At 65.9% G+C, this 16,629-nt stretch carries 12 protein-coding genes; 4 read left to right on the plus strand and 8 right to left on the minus strand.

Annotated elements, in window-relative coordinates; all coding sequences use genetic code 11:
* The first annotated feature begins 95 nt into the window (after nucleotides 1–95).
* The 4 genes from purH (at nucleotide 96) to RCH21_RS11315 (ending at nucleotide 7,001) form a co-directional block, all read left to right on the plus strand.
* Entirely contained in the window at nucleotides 96–1,700 is a 1,605-nt protein-coding gene (gene purH, locus RCH21_RS11300; RefSeq protein ID WP_326964449.1) for a bifunctional phosphoribosylaminoimidazolecarboxamide formyltransferase/IMP cyclohydrolase, read from the plus strand.
* Nucleotides 1,701–1,899: 199 nt separating this feature from the next.
* A complete protein-coding gene (locus RCH21_RS11305; protein ID WP_326964450.1) occupies nucleotides 1,900–4,122 on the plus strand; it encodes an NADP-dependent isocitrate dehydrogenase in 2,223 nt (740 codons plus the stop codon).
* A gap of 215 nt (nucleotides 4,123–4,337) precedes the next feature.
* A complete protein-coding gene (locus RCH21_RS11310) occupies nucleotides 4,338–5,294 on the plus strand; it encodes a hypothetical protein (protein ID WP_326964451.1) in 957 nt (318 codons plus the stop codon).
* An 87-nt stretch (nucleotides 5,295–5,381) separates the two neighbouring features.
* Nucleotides 5,382–7,001: a chaplin family protein gene (locus RCH21_RS11315; protein ID WP_326964452.1), complete on the plus strand. Its 1,620-nt coding sequence runs from the start codon at nucleotides 5,382–5,384 to the stop codon at nucleotides 6,999–7,001.
* Between the two features lie 85 nt (nucleotides 7,002–7,086).
* Here the strand turns inward: RCH21_RS11315 and RCH21_RS11320 are convergent, their stop codons facing one another.
* The 8 genes from RCH21_RS11320 to RCH21_RS11355 all read right to left on the minus strand — a co-directional run bounded on the left by RCH21_RS11320 (nucleotide 7,087) and on the right by RCH21_RS11355 (nucleotide 16,480).
* Nucleotides 7,087–8,166, minus strand: a complete 1,080-nt coding sequence (locus RCH21_RS11320) for a Gfo/Idh/MocA family protein (RefSeq protein ID WP_326964453.1) — start codon at nucleotides 8,164–8,166, stop codon at nucleotides 7,087–7,089.
* Between the two features lie 268 nt (nucleotides 8,167–8,434).
* Nucleotides 8,435–9,532 (minus strand): substrate-binding domain-containing protein, encoded by a 1,098-nt coding sequence (locus tag RCH21_RS11325; RefSeq protein WP_120148361.1) that lies wholly within the window; start codon nucleotides 9,530–9,532, stop codon nucleotides 8,435–8,437.
* A 77-nt stretch (nucleotides 9,533–9,609) separates the two neighbouring features.
* Nucleotides 9,610–10,911: a multiple monosaccharide ABC transporter permease gene (gene mmsB / locus RCH21_RS11330; RefSeq protein WP_120148360.1), complete on the minus strand. Its 1,302-nt coding sequence runs from the start codon at nucleotides 10,909–10,911 to the stop codon at nucleotides 9,610–9,612.
* A gap of 23 nt (nucleotides 10,912–10,934) precedes the next feature.
* Entirely contained in the window at nucleotides 10,935–12,473 is a 1,539-nt protein-coding gene (gene mmsA / locus RCH21_RS11335) for a multiple monosaccharide ABC transporter ATP-binding protein (RefSeq protein WP_120148359.1), read from the minus strand.
* A gap of 126 nt (nucleotides 12,474–12,599) precedes the next feature.
* Nucleotides 12,600–13,823 (minus strand): ROK family transcriptional regulator, encoded by a 1,224-nt coding sequence (locus tag RCH21_RS11340; RefSeq protein WP_326964454.1) that lies wholly within the window; start codon nucleotides 13,821–13,823, stop codon nucleotides 12,600–12,602.
* 32 nt (nucleotides 13,824–13,855) lie between these two features.
* Nucleotides 13,856–14,374: a gamma carbonic anhydrase family protein gene (locus tag RCH21_RS11345; RefSeq protein ID WP_326964455.1), complete on the minus strand. Its 519-nt coding sequence runs from the start codon at nucleotides 14,372–14,374 to the stop codon at nucleotides 13,856–13,858.
* Nucleotides 14,375–14,434: 60 nt separating this feature from the next.
* Entirely contained in the window at nucleotides 14,435–15,295 is an 861-nt protein-coding gene (gene purU / locus RCH21_RS11350) for a formyltetrahydrofolate deformylase (RefSeq protein ID WP_120148356.1), read from the minus strand.
* On the minus strand, nucleotides 15,296–16,480 hold the full coding sequence (locus RCH21_RS11355; RefSeq protein ID WP_326964456.1) for an FAD-dependent oxidoreductase: 1,185 nt from the start codon (nucleotides 16,478–16,480) through the stop codon (nucleotides 15,296–15,298). It abuts the gene before it with no gap.
* Nucleotides 16,481–16,629: the final 149 nt, after the last annotated feature.

A 16,629-nucleotide genomic window follows, 5' to 3' on the forward strand; every position in this document is an offset into this window, starting at 1 on the left:
CGCTGCCCGTCCACCCCGCCACCACGCGGATCATCGGGAGCCGGCCTATAGACTTGTGGGCGACCCCCAGCGACGCTCTACTGACGGAGATCTGCGTGAGCCTGATCCACCTTGACCGTGTCCCCATCCGCCGAGCATTGATCTCGGTGTTCGACAAGACCGGCCTGGAGGAATTGGCGGAGGGCCTGCACCGCGCGGGTGTCTCCATCGTGTCCACCGGTTCGACGGCGCAGCGCATCGCGGCCACGGGCGTCCCGGTCACCGAGGTGTCCGAGCTGACCGGGTTCCAGGAGACCCTCGACGGGCGCGTGAAGACGCTGCACCCCAAGGTGCACGCAGGCATCCTCGCCGACCGGCGTCGCCAGGAGCACATCGACCAGTTGGCCGAGCTCGATATCGAGGCGTTCGACCTCGTGGTGGTGAACCTGTACCCCTTCGTGCAGACGGTGCGCTCGGGTGCTGAACCCGATGCCGTCGTCGAGCAGATCGATATCGGCGGGCCGGCCATGGTCCGGTCCGCAGCGAAGAACCACCCCTCGGTCGCGGTCGTCGTCGATCCCGCCCTGTACGGTGACGTCGTCGCCGCTGCCGAGGAGGGCGGCTTCGACCTCCAGGCACGACGCCGGCTCGCAGCCCTCGCCTTCGCGCACACGGCGGCGTACGACACGGCCGTCGCCTCCTGGACCGCCGAGCAGTTCGACACCGACGACGACGGCTTCACCTGGCCCGGCTACGCGGGCCTCGCCCTCGAGCGGTCCGAGGTGCTGCGGTACGGCGAGAACCCGCACCAGCAGGCCGCGCTCTATGTCGAGAAGGGTGCCACGCCGGGTATTGCCCAGGCGGACCAGCTCCACGGCAAGGCCATGAGCTACAACAACTTCGTCGACGCCGATGCTGCACTCCGCGCCGCCTTCGACTTCGACGAGCCCGCCGTCGCGATCATCAAGCACGCCAACCCGTGCGGCGTCGCCGTCGGCTCGGCGGACTCCGAGGACCCGATCGCCGATGCGCACGCCAAAGCCCACGCCTGCGACCCGGTGTCGGCATTCGGCGGCGTGATCGCCGCGAACCGCGAGGTCACGGCAGGCATGGCCCGCGCAGTGAAGGACATCTTCACGGAGGTGGTGATCGCGCCGTCGTTCTCGGAGGAAGCGGTGGAGATCCTCTCGCAGAAGAAGAACATCCGGCTCCTGACGCTGCCGGAGGGATACGGCCGGAATCCGGTCGAGTTCCGCCAGGTGTCAGGGGGAGTCCTGATGCAGGTCGCGGATACGCTCGACGCCGACGGGGACGACCCCTCGGGCTGGACCCTCGCCGCCGGTGATCCCGCGGACGACAAGACCCTTGCCGACCTCAGCTTCGCCTGGAAGGCCTGCCGAGCCGCCAAGTCGAACGCCATCCTGCTCGCCGCAGACGGTGCCTCGGTCGGGGTGGGTATGGGCCAGGTCAACCGCGTGGACTCGTGCCGCCTCGCCGTCGAGCGGGCCAACTCCCTCGCCGAAACCGAGAGGGCACGCGGCTCCGTCGCGGCGTCCGACGCCTTCTTCCCGTTCGCGGACGGACTCCAGATCCTGCTCGATGCAGGTGTCCGCGCCGTCGTCCAGCCCGGTGGTTCCGTCCGGGACCAGGAGGTCATCGACGCGGCGAACGCCGCCGGAGTCACGCTGTACCTGACAGGCGCGCGCCACTTCTTCCACTGATAGGTGGAGTTCTTCCACTGATGTATCGAGCAGGTAGCCGGGCGGCCATGCGGCCCGGCGACCTGCCCACACCGCCCGTCAACGCCGTGGTTCCGGGGCCCGCGCCGTTAGGCGAAGCCTGAAGGATCTCGGTAGGTTAGAGCCGATGGGCAACCCCCAACCAACCGCACAACGCACGAGCACCAGGGAGACGCCACCCATGGCCAAGATCATCTACACCCACACCGACGAAGCGCCGATGCTGGCTACCTACTCGTTCCTCCCGATCATCGAGGCGTTCGCCTCCACGGCGGGCGTCGAGGTGGAGACCAGGGACATCTCCCTGTCGGGACGCATCATCTCGTTGTTCAACGATCGCCTCACCGAGGACCAGCAGATGGCGGATGCGCTCGCCGAACTCGGCGCACTGGCGAAGACGCCGGACGCCAACATCATCAAGCTGCCGAACATCAGTGCCTCGATCCCGCAGTTGAAGGCGGCCATCGCTGAGCTGCAGAGCCAGGGCTACGCGCTGCCGGACTACCCCGACCACCCCTCCACTGACGAGGAGAAGGACGTCCGGGCCCGTTACGACAAGGTCAAGGGCAGTGCCGTGAACCCCGTCCTCCGTGAGGGCAATTCCGATCGCCGTGCTCCTGCGTCCGTGAAGAACTACGCACGCCAGAATCCGCACAGCATGGGAGCGTGGACGCCCGAGTCGAAGACGAACGTCGCGCACATGACGAGCGACGACTTCCGCTCGAACGAGCAGTCCGTCGTCATACCGGCCGACGGCACCGTGAGCATCCAGCACGTCGGCGCGGACGGAACTGTCACCACGCTCAAGGGCTCCTTCCCCGTTCTCGCGGGCGAGGTCGTCGACGGAACGGTCATGCGGGCCGCTGCGCTGAACAGTTTCCTCGAGGCGCAGGTCGCCAGGGCGAAGGACGAGGGCGTGTTGTTCTCGGCCCACCTGAAGGCCACGATGATGAAGGTCTCGGACCCGATCATCTTCGGCCACGTGGTCCGCGCCTTCCTGCCCGAGCTCTTCGCGAGCTACGGCGAGCAGCTCACTAAGGCAGGCCTCAGCCCGAACAACGGTCTGGCCTCCATCCTCAGTGGACTCGACAAGCTCCCCGAGGAGGTCCGCGAGGGCGTCCAGCAGGCCATCGCGAAGGGTATGGAGGACGGCCCGGCAATCGCGATGGTCGATTCCGACAAGGGCATCACCAACCTGCACGTCCCGAGTGATGTGATCGTCGACGCGTCCATGCCGGCGATGATCCGCAGCTCCGGGCACATGTGGGGCCCCGACGGCCAGGAAGCGGACACGCTCGCCGTCATTCCCGACAGCAGCTACGCCGGGATCTACCAGGTCGTGCTCGACGACTGCCGCGCCAACGGCGCTTTCGACCCGACCACCATGGGCACCGTTCCGAACGTGGGCCTCATGGCGCAGGCCGCCGAGGAGTACGGCAGCCATGACAAGACGTTCGAGATCACGGCACCGGGCAAAGTGCAGGTCCTCGACGCCGAGGGCGCCGTCCTCATCGAGCACGACGTCGCACCGGGCGACATCTGGCGCGCGTGCCAGACGAAGGATGCGGCCATCCTCGACTGGGTGAAGCTCGCCGTCACCCGTGCCCGCGCCTCCGCGACGCCGGCCGTCTTCTGGCTCGACGAGGGACGCGCGCACGACGCGAACCTGATTTCGAAGGTCAACGAGTACCTGACCGCACACGACACCGACGATGTCACCCTCGAGATCATGACGCCCGTCGATGCGACGGCCTTCACCCTCGAGCGCATCCGGCGGGGCGCGGACACCATTTCGGTGACGGGCAACGTCCTCCGCGACTACCTGACCGACCTCTTCCCGATCCTCGAACTCGGCACCAGCGCCAAGATGCTCTCAGTCGTGCCGCTCATGAACGGCGGCGGGCTCTTCGAGACCGGTGCCGGCGGATCCGCTCCGAAGCACGTGCAGCAGCTCGTGAGGGAGAACCACCTTCGTTGGGACAGCCTCGGCGAATTCCTCGCCCTGGCCGTCAGCTTCGAGCACCTGGCGACAACGACGGGTAACGCCCGCGCACAGATCCTCGCCGACACCCTGGATCGTGCAACCGGGACGTTCCTGCTGGAGAACAAGTCGCCCAGTCGCCGTGTCGGTGAGCTCGACAACCGCGGCAGCCACTACTTCCTCGCCCGGTACTGGGCCGAGGAGTTGGCCAAGCAGGATCAGGACGCTGACCTGGCCGAAAGCTTTGCGCGCGTGGCAGAGGCCCTGACAGGCAACGAGGACACCATCGTGTCCGAGTTGCTCGCCGTGCAGGGTCAGCCTGCCGACATCGGAGGATACTTCCACCCCGACGTCACGAAGGTCACCCAGGTCATGCGTCCATCCGCCAAGCTGTCCGAGGTTCTCGCGATCCTCGCTCGGTAGATTCCACCCGCACCACGAACAGCCGCTGTACCGCTTGCGCGGTGCAGCGGCTGATTTTGTTTGGACGTTTTCATTTACAGTGCCTGTGGTTCCGGTCTATGGTTGCTCCACGGTCTCAGCCTGGGGGTGAAGGTGCAGTGAAGATGCAAAAGCGTCGGTCTCTCCCTTCCACTGTGCGCCTGTCACTCCTTGCAGGAGCAGGTGCACTCGGCTGGATGGCATTCGGCACCTCAGGCGCATCCGCCGCACAGGATCCCGCCGGAGTCGGTCTCGTCGAGTCGACCTCGAGCGTCGTGGTCGCGACGATCGCCCCCACCGATTCTCAGCTGCCAGGCATCACAGCACCGCTCGCCACAGCAGCCACCGCCGTTACACCGTCTCCCTCCGCCGTCCCGTCTGTCCTGGCCGGGGTCCCAGCGGTCCAAGTACCTCAGCTTCTTTCCCAGCCCGCCGCGACCGTCCTCTCTCCCGTGACGGCGGCGGTCGATCATCTGGCCGCGCACGTCCCGATCGTGCATCAGCACGTCCCGGCCGGAACGGTCACCGAGGTAATCGCTCCCGTGGTGGAGGCCGTGGACGGAGTCATCGGCGGCGTCGCCCAGCCAGTGCTCGGGGGGGTCCCTCCCGTCACGGATGTCGTTGAGATTGTTCCGATCACGGACGTCGTGGTGCCGGAGGTCGTAGGCTCGGTGGCCGACGCCGTTGCGGTGCCGGAGGCTCCTCAGCCAGCCTTGGAGCCCGCCATGCCGATCGTCGTATCGACTCCGGACTCCGGTGTGCTGCCCGCCCTGAATGATGTCCGGCTGAGCGGTGCCGTGATCGCGCCCGATTTCGTGAATGCCCGCGCCGCAGCCGATGACTCAGCGACCGGGGCGGGGACGTTCGCAGTTCCGACGTCGTTGGTGCTCAGTTCTCTCGACGACGCGAATCTTCCCGTCCTGACGCATCTCGTGGCGTCGTCGGATGCTGCCCCAGCGCCCCTTTACGGAGCTCTCGCCGCTTTCGCCGGTGTTGCTGCCTCCATGACCGGCGGCGGTTCTTCGGCACCGATCGCGGCCATTGGCGCATCGGCTCTCCTCGTCGTTGTTCTGTTCGTGGATCGTGGCCGTCGCGCGGCGACGGCCGGCCTTCCCACCAGCCCCAGCTTCGATCCGGGCTCATCTCCTGATTAGTGGTGGCCTCGCCGCGCCTTCGTGCGCGGCTGACGGCTATCGGTGCTGAATGCACCTCCACACCACTTTGATCTACAGGAGAACATCATGCGTACATGCATGCAGCGGGGGCTCTACGGGGCCCTTCTAGCCGGGGGCGTCGTCGTCCTCGGAGCAGGAGCGGCGACAGCTGCGGACCTGCCTACACCCTCCACTGCGGGGGCTGAAAGCGACCTCGGCGTCATCATCACAGCACCGCTTCAGCTGGGCACGACCAGCGGCTCGATCATCGAAGCGACAGCCGGTTCCCTCAACGGTTCCGTCGATCTCGTTGCAGCCTTGGACGCCGATCCAGGCAGCAGCGATGGTGGTCTGCTCGGAGGTTCGGCGGCCGGCGGGTTGCTCGATGGCGGTTTGCTGACGGGGAATGTGGTTTCTCCGGAGGTCGTGGTGCCGGTGAATGTGTCCAGTAATTCGGTGTCCGTGATCGGCGATTCTTCGGCGACGGGCACTTCAGGTTCGACCGGTTCGACCGGCGGTACAGCCCCGGCTCCTGTCCCGGTTCCTGTCCCGGTTCCTGTCCCGGTTCCTGTCCCGGTTCCCGGTGATGGTGCCCTGCTCGATGGCGGTTTGCTGACGGGGAATGTAGTTTCCCCGGAGGTCGTGGTGCCGGTGAATGTGTCCGGTAATTCGGTGTCCGTGATCGGCGATTCCTCGGCGACGAGCACTTCAGGTTCGACCGGTTCGACCGGCGGTACAGCCCCGGCTCCTGTCCCGGTTCCTGTCCCGGTTCCCGGTGATGGTGCCCTGCTCGATGGCGGTATCGCGAACGGGAATGTGGTCTCGCCCGTGATTACGGTGCCGGTCAGTGTGAGTTGCAACGGTGTCACCCTAATCGGTGACAATGCCTCGGATTGCACGACCGGTTCGACCGGTGGCAGCACTGGTGGTTCGACTGGTGGGAGCACTGGTGGTTCGACCGAGGGTGGTCTTGTCGATGGTGGCATTGCGAACGGGAATGTCGTCTCGCCCGTTATCACGGCCCCGGTCAATGTGAGTTGCAACGGTGTCACCCTGATCGGTGACAGCGCTTCGGATTGCAGGACCGGTTCCACCGGTGGCAGCACTGGCGGTTCGACCGGTGGCAGCACTGGTGGTTCGACTGGTGGGAACACCGGTGGTTCAACGGACGGTGGTCTTGTCGATGGTGGCATCGCGAACGGGAACGTCCTCTCGCCCGTCATCAGCGCGCCGGTCAATGTGAGCTGCAACGGTCTCACCCTCATCGGTGACAGCGCTTCGGAGTGCACGACCGGTTCGACCGGCGGCCCGGTCACGCCGACAACCCCGACTACGCCGACAACGCCGACAAGGCCGACAACTCCGACGACGCCGGTTACGCCTACTCCGACCGATCCCACAACGGGCGGTAACGGGGGCACAGGTGGCAGCAGCGACTCGGATTCCGGGTCTCCTGCAGGAACTACGGTCCCACGTTCGGTTCTCGTGGGTACCACCGGTGTTCCGACAGGGACGGTCTCCGTGGCGAGCAGTTCAGTGAGGGGTTCCACCCCCGCAGCAGCTCCGGCAGCGTCGGCACCTGGTACGCCGAAGGCCCTTGCTACGACAGGCTTCAACGAGCAGCAGATCCTGCTGTTCGGCTCGCTCCTCCTGCTCAGCGGCGTAAGCGGCCTGATAGCCGCACGCCGCTCGAAGTCAGGCGTCTAGGCGAAACCAGCCCCTGACTACAGGGAAGGACGGGTCCCCTGCAGCGTGTGCTGCGGGGGCCCGTCCTTCGGCGTGGGATTGACGATCAGGCTGCGTCGTTCACGTAGCTCAGACCGATCTGCGCACGGATGCCGTCCAGCAGGCGCATGGTTTTCACCGTGTCGCTGACGGGCATCGTGGGGCTCTGGGTGAGGCCTTCCTGGATGCAGCGAGTCACCTCGCGTAGCTCGTATGTATACCCGGCGCCGACCTGCTCGAACTGCTCTACGCGGGCTTCGCCCTGGCCAACCTTTACGGTGAGCTCCTTGGGATTGTGGAGATTGCCACCGCCGGTCTTGAGCCAGCCCTTTGATCCGCAGACCGTTGCCTGTCCTGGACAGGAGGCGATGAACGACGACGACAGCTGGGCATACGCTCCACCCTCATAGCTCAGCGTCACCGCGTTCTGCAGGTCGACGCCGTCGTTGTTCAGCGTTCCGACAGCAGATACGGAGTCAGGGAATCCGAGTGACCCCAGGGCCCAGGTCAGCGGGTAGACCGTGAGGTCGAGCAGGGCGCCACCGCCTGCCTTCGGATCCCACAGGCGACTCGTAGGGTCATCGGGGGCGGTGAAGCCGAGGTCGCCCTGGACCCAACGGATGTCGCCGAGCTCCCCGGAGTGGATGATTTCCCAGGCACGGTTGACGCTCGGCAGGAAGCGGGTCCAGACAGCTTCCATGAGGAACAGTCCGCGATCTGCAGCAAGAGCAGCCAACTCCTCCGCTTCTGCTGCGTTGATGGTGAACGGCTTCTCGCACAGGACGTGCTTGCCACCTGTGAGCGCGGCCTTCGCCACGTCGTAGTGCTGGCCGTGCGGAGTGGTGATATAGACGACGTCGACCTCGGGGTCGTTCACGAGCCGCTGGTAGCCCGCCACCCCGTCGTCATTCCCGTAGCTGGTGGCGAAACCGAAGCGCTCGGCGAAGGCCGCGGCGCTGTCCGCGCTGCGGGAGCTGACCGCATGGAGCACGGCGTCCTCGAGCAGGGCGATGTCCGCGGTGACCTTCGAGGCGATACCTCCGGTCGCGATAACACCCCATTTCAGGGGACGGCCTGTCTTGGCGAGGGGGCTGGGAGCTCCTGCTTCCGCGCAGGGAGGAACGGCGATTCTGGTCTGAGGGTTCATGAACCCATCCTTGCCGCTGGCTGGTTCCGCGTCCATCGATCACACTCGCGTTCACAGCTCAGGCCAGCGGGATGGCATTCCACGGACAGCTGAGCACGGTCGCGGACAAGCTGCGGTCGTTTCAGGGCGCCGACGAGGGCTACCAGGAGGACGGGATCCTGACGTTGGACAGGAACCGACATCACGAAGCCGAGAAAGAAAGAAGTGCCCCGACCGTAGCCGGGGCACTTCCTGGTACTACTGCCGGACGAGTCCGGGTAAATGCGTGCTACTTCGTGAGTGCTGAGAGCGTGGGATTGTTGGCGTACGCCTCCGCAGCGTTCTCCTTGGTCACGATCTGTGGCTCGAGGAGGTAGGCGGGAACGGTCTTGACGCCGTTCTCGTAGGAGTCGGGATCATTGATCTCGACCTCTTCGCCGGCCTGCAGGTTGTCAACCATCTCGATGACGTGCTCGACGAGGGCAGTCGTGTCCTTGTTGATGGTCGAGTACTGCTTGCCTTCCATGATGAGCTTGACGGACTCGACCTCGGAATCCTGACCGGTGACGACGGGCAGTGCCTTGCCTGCACCCTCGACCGAGGTCAGGATGGCGCGGGCGAGCGTGTCGTTGGGGGAGAGCACGCCGTCGAGTTCGGTGGAGCTGTAGTTGCCGGACAGCAGCGTGTCCATCCGCTTCTGGGCGTTCTCGGCCTTCCATCCCTGGGTGACGGCCTGGTCAAAGGTCTCCTGGCCGGAAACCACGACCAGGTTCCCGTTGTCGATCTCGGGCTGGAGGATGCTCATGGCGCCGTCAAAGAAGACCTTCGCGTTGGCGTCATCGGGTGATCCGGCGAAGAGCTCGATGTTGTACGGGCCTTCAGGCTTGGCAGCTTTCATTCCGTCGAGGAGGGCCTGGCCCTGGAGCTCGCCGACCTGGAAGTTGTCGTATGCCACGTAGTAGTCGACGTTCTCCGTGTTGGTCAGGAGGCGGTCGTAGGCGAGGATCGTGATGCCGGCGTCCTTCGCCTGCTGCAGCTGGGTGCCGAGCTGAGCGCTATCGATGGCTCCGACGACGAGCACCTTCACGCCGTTGGTGATCATGGAGCTGATCTGGTTCTGCTGCTCAGACACGCCGCCGTTGGCGAACTGGACATCCGGCTCATAACCGGCTTCGGTCAGACCGTCGTTGAACAGGGTCTCGGCAAGAACCCAGTTCTCCGAGGTCTTCTGCGGCAGTGCCACGCCGATGGCCGATCCTGCTTCGAAGCCGGAGGCTGCGGCGTCGCCGCCCTCGGTGGCCGGGGCCGCTTCTTCACGACCGCAACCGGTCAGCGCCAGTGCTGATATCGCAGCGATCGCTGCGAAGGACTTTGCGAACTTACGCATTGCATTCTCTTTCTCTTGCTCTTGCTGTGGTGGACGGGTTGGAGCATGGTGTCCGGGTGTCCGGAAGTAGCGGATGCCTAGACGTCGTGGGTGATGACTTCCTTCGTTCCGACGGCCTGCTCCGTGGGAGCGGGCTGCGGGGTGGGGGCGGACGACTTGCCGCCGCCACTGCCTCCGCCGAAGTTCCTGGTGAGCAGGCCGATGATCGACGGCTTGCCCTGGCTCTTGTTGTAGACATCGAAGGCGACAGCGACGAGCAAAACGATGCCCTTGATGATCTGGGTGTCGTCAGCACCGGCTCCGAGCAGCTGGAGGCCGTTGTTGAGGACGGCCATGACGAGACCGCCGATGATCGAGCCGACCACGGTGCCGACGCCACCGGTGACGGCTGCGCCACCGATGAAGACGGCTGCGATGGCGTCGAGTTCCCATCCGACGCCGTCGGACGGGCCTGAGGCGGTGGACCGGCCGACGAAGATCATGCCAGCGAGGGCGGCGAGGATGGACATGTTCATCATGACCATGAAGTTCACGCGCTTGCTCTGCACGCCGGAGAGCTCCGCTGCGTGGCGGTTGCCACCGACCGCGTAGACGTGGCGTCCGAGGATCGTCTTGTTCGAGATGAAGGCATAGATGATGACGAGGACGCCGAGGATCAGCCCGGGAACCGGGAAGGAGGTGCCGGGACGGCCCGTCGCGAACAGGTACGTCGCGTAGAGGATGACGGCGGAGAGCAGGACGACCTTGGTGACCGGCACCCACGTGGGGGGCAGGTCGGCGTGGATCTTCGCCAGCCTGCGGCGGCCGCGGATCTCGTTGTAGATCACGAACGCCACCAGGGCGAAGCCGATCAGCAGCGTGAGATTGTTGTAGCCCGTGTTCGGGCCGACCTCGGGGAGGTAACCGGCGCCGAGGTAGCGGAAGCCCTCGGGCACCGGGACGGTGAGGGAATTGCCGACCGACTGGTTGGCACCGCGGAACAGGAGCATGCCGGCCAACGTCACGATGAACGCCGGTATGCCGACATAGGCAACCCAGAAGCCGTGCCAGGCCCCGATGAGCGCACCGAGGACGAGGCCCAGCAGCGCGCCCATGTACCAGGGGATGCCCCAGTCCCTCATGGCGATCGCGACGACGATGCCGACGAACGCCGCGACCGAACCGACCGAGAGGTCGATGTGTCCGGCGATGATCACGAGCACCATGCCGATGGCCAGGATCAGGATGTACGAGTTGCCGTTGAAGAGGTTCATCATGTTCACGGACGTGAGCGTCTTGCCGCCCGTGCGCCACTGGAAGAACACGACGAGCGCGACCAGGGCGAAGATCATCCCGAACTGGCGGGTGTCTCCGCCGAAGATTTGTTTGAGGGAATTCATGGTGTCTTTCCTAGGGGCTTCGGTCAGGCAGATTTCCTGCTGGCGGTCATGAGTTTCATCAGGGATTCCTGGTTCGCGTCCTCGCGGGCTACTTCTCCGGTGATCGCGCCTTCGAAGATGGTGTAGACGCGGTCCGAGAGGCCGAGCAGTTCGGGCAGCTCCGAGGAGATGACGATGACGCCCTTGCCCTGGTCGGCAAGTTTCTGGATGATGCCGTAGATCTCGTACTTCGCCCCGACGTCGATACCCCGGGTGGGCTCGTCGAGGATCAGCAAATCAGGGTCCGTGAACATCCACTTCGCGAGGACGACTTTCTGCTGGTTCCCACCGGAGAGCTTCGCGACGCCCTCGTTGACGCTGGGCGTCTTCGTTCGCAGCGACTTACGGTATTCCTCAGCAATCCGGAACTCCTCGTCCCGGTCGACGACGAGCCCGTGCGTGATGCGCTTGAGGTCCGCGGACACCGTGGTGGACTTGATGTCATCGAGCAGGTTCAGGCCGAGTGATTTGCGGTCCTCGGTCACGTAGGCGAGCCCGGCCTTGATCGCCTGGGGTACCGAGCGCAGCGTGACTTCCTTGCCGTTGATGAGGATCTGGCCCGACTTGAAGGTGCCGTAGGACCGGCCGAACACGGAGCGCGCGAGCTCCGTCCGTCCGGCTCCCATGAGCCCCGCGAAGCCGACGATCTCGCCGCGACGGACGTGGAAGCTGGAATTCTTGCAGACCAGGCGGTCGGAGACCGTGGGGTGCGCGACGGTCCAGTTGCGAACCTCGAAGAAGGTCTCCCCGATCTTCGGCGTGTGGTCGGGGAAGCGGGATTCCAGTGAGCGGCCGACCATGCCGCGGATGATGCGGTCCTCGTCGACGCCGTCGTTCTTGATGTGGAGTGTCTCGATCGCCTTGCCGTCGCGGATGATGGTGATCGAGTCGGCGATCTGCTCGATCTCGTTGAGCTTGTGCGAGATCATGATGCACGAGATGCCCTTGGAACGTAGGCCCGCCATCAGGTCCAGGAGGTGCTGCGAGTCCGATTCGTTGAGGGCCGCGGTGGGCTCGTCGAGGATGAGCAGCTTCACCGATTTGTTGAGCGCCTTGGCGATCTCGACGAGCTGCTGCTTGCCGACGCCGATGTCCTTCACCTTCGTGATCGGGTCCTCGCTGAGGCCTACCCGAGCCATGAGTTCCAGTGTCGTCCGGTTGACGTAGTCCCAGTCGATCACGCCGAAGCGGGTGGGCTCGTTACCGAGGAAGATGTTCTCCGCGATCGACAGCTCGGGGATCAACGCGAGTTCCTGGTGGATGATCACGATGCCCGCGGCCTCGCTCGAGCGGATGTCCTTGAACTGGACTTCCTCGCCCTGGAAGAAGATCTGACCGGAGTAGTCGCCGTAGGGGTAGAGGCCGGAGAGCACCTTCATGAGGGTGGACTTCCCGGCGCCGTTCTCACCGCAGATGGCGTGGATCTCGCCGGCCTGGACCTCGAGCGAAACCTCGGACAGGGCCTTGACTCCCGGAAATTCCTTGGTGATCGAACGCATCTCAAGGATGGTGTGGTTGTTCATGGGGCCTCCCGCGGTGACGGCGTTGTCGTGGTGCAGGCCCAACCTCGGCCCGAAAAGAATTGAACACGCTCTGATGCCTTGGCGTCAAGTGTTGAACGCAAAGCACCGGGAAAACAGAGCAAATCTTTATGCAGAGCTTGCCAGCGCGAGGGAGATTCCCGGCTGTGCGAGGACGACGGCGGCCCCTCCGAGGGCCTCCGCCCGGTCGCCGAGGGAGGACATGCAGACACTCGTCGTGTCCCCGATGATCGGTACCGCGTGACGGGCCAGGCTGCGGCGGACGGGCTCCAGCAGGATCTCCCCGAGACTCGTCAGGGGGCCGCCGATGACGATCGTCTCGGGGTTGATGAGGTTGGCCATGTGGGCCAGTGCCCGGCCGATGGCGGCACCGGCGTCGTCGATCACGCGCAGCGCCGCCGTGTCCCCGGCCAGGACCCAGTCGATGATGCGCTGGGTATCCACCGTCTCACTACTCCCGCGGCTCAGCAGTTCGATCATCGTGGACGTCGAGGCGACCGTCTCGAGGCAGCCTCGGTTGCCGCACCGGCAGATGACGCCCTGCTCGTTGATGGTGGTGTGGCCCAGTTCCCCGGTGACGCCGACATTGCCGTAGTACAGCGAGCCGTTGAGGACCAGTCCGGAGCCGATGCCGGAGCCCACCTTCATGAACATGAGATTGTCGACGGCGCTGTGCGGACCCCAGGTCACCTGCGCCAACGCACCGAGATTGGCGTCGTTGTCTATGAACACCGGGACCTGCAGCCGTTCGCTGAACGTCTCGTGGATGTTGATTCCGACCCACTCGGGCAGAATGGCGCCCTGCACTACGGTGCCGGTACGCCGGTCGATGGGCCCGGGTATCCCTATGCCTGCGCCCAGGAGCGCACGGCGGTGGATGCCGCCGTTCTCGAGCAGTTCATCAAGGAGGTCCGACGCCGCGGCCAGGCCGTCGACGGCGCTGTGCCCGAGCGGCAGGGCGACGGAGGCTTCCTGGAGGACGCGGTAGTCGGGGCTGGCAAGGACCACGCGCAGGTGGCGGCGACCGATGTCGATGCCGGCGGCTACCTGACCGTTGCCGTTCAGCATCACGGAGAGGGCACGCCGGCCCGAGCTCGTGGTCGGCGCCGTGCTGACGATCCCGGTAGCGGCCATGACCTTCACGAGATTCGAGACCGTGGCCGTCGAGAGACCGGTCTGTCGTGAGAGTTCTGCCTGCGTCTGGGGCCCCCCGCTCATCAGCGCGGCGATCACGCGCTGCTGGTTCTGTTCGCGGAGCGCGGATTGGGAGCCCGGCCTGGAGGGTGCGGCGCTCAAGGTGGTCCTCGCCGTCGAGGGGGATTCTGCGGGCATGATCTCTAGGGTGCCGCAGCCTCCCCTTGTAGTCAAGAAGTTAACGCGTGACGATACTCCTCGGCGAGCAACCGGTACTGGGCCGCATTGTCCTTGACGCCCTCGACCTCGTCATCGTTCAACTCCCTGCGTACTTTCGCGGGCACACCGGCAACGAGGGATCGCGGCGGAATGACGGTGGCTTCCAGCACGACGGCGCCGGCGGCAACGAGGGAGCCGGAACCGATGACAGCCCCGTTCATGACGGTGGCGCTCATGCCGATGAGGCAGTCGTCCTCGATGGTGCACCCGTGGACCACGGCGCTGTGTCCCACACTGACCCGATCGCCGATGTGCGCAGGGAAGCCGGGGTCGGCGTGCACCACCACGTTGTCCTGCAGGTTGGTGCCCTCGCCGATGGTGATGGAGGACGTGTCGGCGCGGACGCTGGCTCCGAAGAAGACACTTGCGTGTTCGCCGACGGTCACGTCACCGATGAGCGAGGCGGTGGGGGCGATGAAAGCGGAAGCGCCGATCCTCGGAGTCCTGCCGCGGAAGGTGTGGTTAGCCATGGCGCCAGCCTAGGCGACGTCGTCGCGCGCGGGCAGGTGTGCAATCCGGGCGGCGACGGATCAGTTGAAGACGATAGTCCTGCGTCCGTCGAGAAGGACGCGGCGTTCGGCGTGCCACTGCACGGCCTGGACGAGGGCACGGCCCTCGAGCTCCCTCCCGATCGACGTCAGCTGCTCGGCCGTCCGCGCATGGTCCACGCGGATGACCTCCTGCTCGATGATGGGACCCTCGTCGAGAGCACCGGTGACGTAGTGGGCCGTGGCGCCGATGAGCTTCACGCCCCGCGCGTGGGCCTGATGGTACGGGCGGGCCCCCTTGAAGGACGGCAGGAACGAGTGGTGGATGTTGATCGCCCGGCCCAGGAGGTCCTCACAGAGGCGGTCGCTGAGGATCTGCATGTAGCGCGCGAGCACCACGAGTTCGATGCCGTGCTGCTCCATCAGTGCGCGCAGCGCATCCTCGGCCTCGTCCTTGGTCTCCGGAGTCACCGGAATGTGGTGGAACTCGATGCCATAGAAGGCAGCGAGATCTTCGAGGTCGCGATGGTTCGACACGATCACGGGAATGTCGATGGCGAGTGTGCCCGAGCGGTGCTGGAAGAGCAGGTCATTGAGGCAGTGCGCTGCCTTGGACACCATGATCAGCGTGCGGGTGCGCCGCTCGGCTTCGTCGAGCGACCAGTCCATCCCGAACTCGGCGGCCACGGGGCGCAGTGCTGCGCGAAGGTCCTCCGCAGAGGCATCCGTGGTGAGTGCCACGCGCATGAAGAATGTGCCGGTCTCGGGGCTGCCGTACTGCTGGGACTCGGTGATGTTGGCGCCGAGGCCCACGAGGGCACCGGACACGCCGTGGACTATTCCGGGCCTGTCGGGGCAGGACAGCGTCAACGAGTAGGAGCGGGTTGCGTCGTGGGAGGTCACCTACGCCAGATTACCGGCCACCCCGTCATGTGACGCGATGCCCCGGAGCGTGCGGACTGCTGCACCCGCCGCGGCGCGGCCGGCCCTCGAGGCGCCGAGGGTCGAGGCGGAGGCACCGTAGCCGACCAGCAGGAGCCGGCTCTCCTTCACCACGTGCACGCCGTCCATGAGGATTCCGCCGCCCGGTTCACGCAGGTGCAGGGGCGCGAGGTGATCCAGCGCGGCACGGAATCCGGTGGCCCAGAGGACGACGTCGACAGGCTCCTCCGACCCGTCGGTGAAGACCGCCGAGTGCTCCCGGAGTTCGGCTAGGGCGCCGCGCGAGACGAGGATGCCGGCGTCGATCCCTGCCTGGTACTGCGCGGTCAGCGACAGGCCCGTCGCCGACACGACGCTCTCGGGCGGAAGGCCGGCACTGGTCCGCGCGTTTACCGCGGCCTCTACTTCCCGCCCCCACTCCGGGTCGAACGGGCGGCGCGTGAACGACGGCGGACGACGCGTGGACCAGAGGGGAAGGGCGCCGGCCTCGTGGAGCTGGAGCATGAACTGCACGGCGGACGTCCCCCCGCCCACGACGAGCACCCGTTGCCCCTCGAACTCGGTTGCCGAGCGGTAATCGTGCGTGTGCAACTGTCGGCCGGCGAAGACGTCCCGTCCCCGGTAGTAGGGCCAGTACGGGCGGTCCCAGGTGCCGGTCGCGCTGATCACGACGTCGGCGATCCAGGTTCCGGCGGTGGTGGTGACCCGCAGGGGACCGCCGTCGCTCTCGTCCGGTCCGCCGTCGTCGCACTGCTGTCCGTCCTCCGGCCCGCGTGCGTGCTCCCGCTCCACCCGCACCACCGAGACCGGGCGGACGACAGGGAGGTCGAACTCGCGCTCGTAGGCGCCGTAGTAACGGGAGACGACGTCGGACGCGGGCTCCTCGGGATCCGGCGCGCCCAGGGGGAAGCCGGGAAGATCATGCAGGGCGTGCGCGGCGTCGAAGGTCAGGGCCGGCCAGCGATGGAGCCAGGCTCCGCCCGGCGCTCGATTCGCATCCAGCACGACGACGTCGCGATACGCGTGCAGGCCCCGGCGGAGCAGGTGGTACGCACTGCTCAGGCCCGCCTGGCCGGCGCCGATGATGACCACCCGCACGCGTTCTGGCGGACTGCCGCCCGTTTCTTCCCGTGCTGTCCCGCCCATGTGCCAGACCTTTCCGAATCGGCGCCGTCCGCCGGAGAACCGTTCCTGATGCGGAACGGCCCGGGCAGGACGCCTATTCCTGCAATGGGAGGGCGCCGGTCCCGGTGGCGGGGCGGGCTCCCGAACGGCTAGCATGGGAGCGTCGCGAC

This window comes from Arthrobacter sp. PL16, from assembly GCF_035985055.1.
Lineage (GTDB): Bacteria > Actinomycetota > Actinomycetes > Actinomycetales > Micrococcaceae > Arthrobacter_D > Arthrobacter_D cheniae.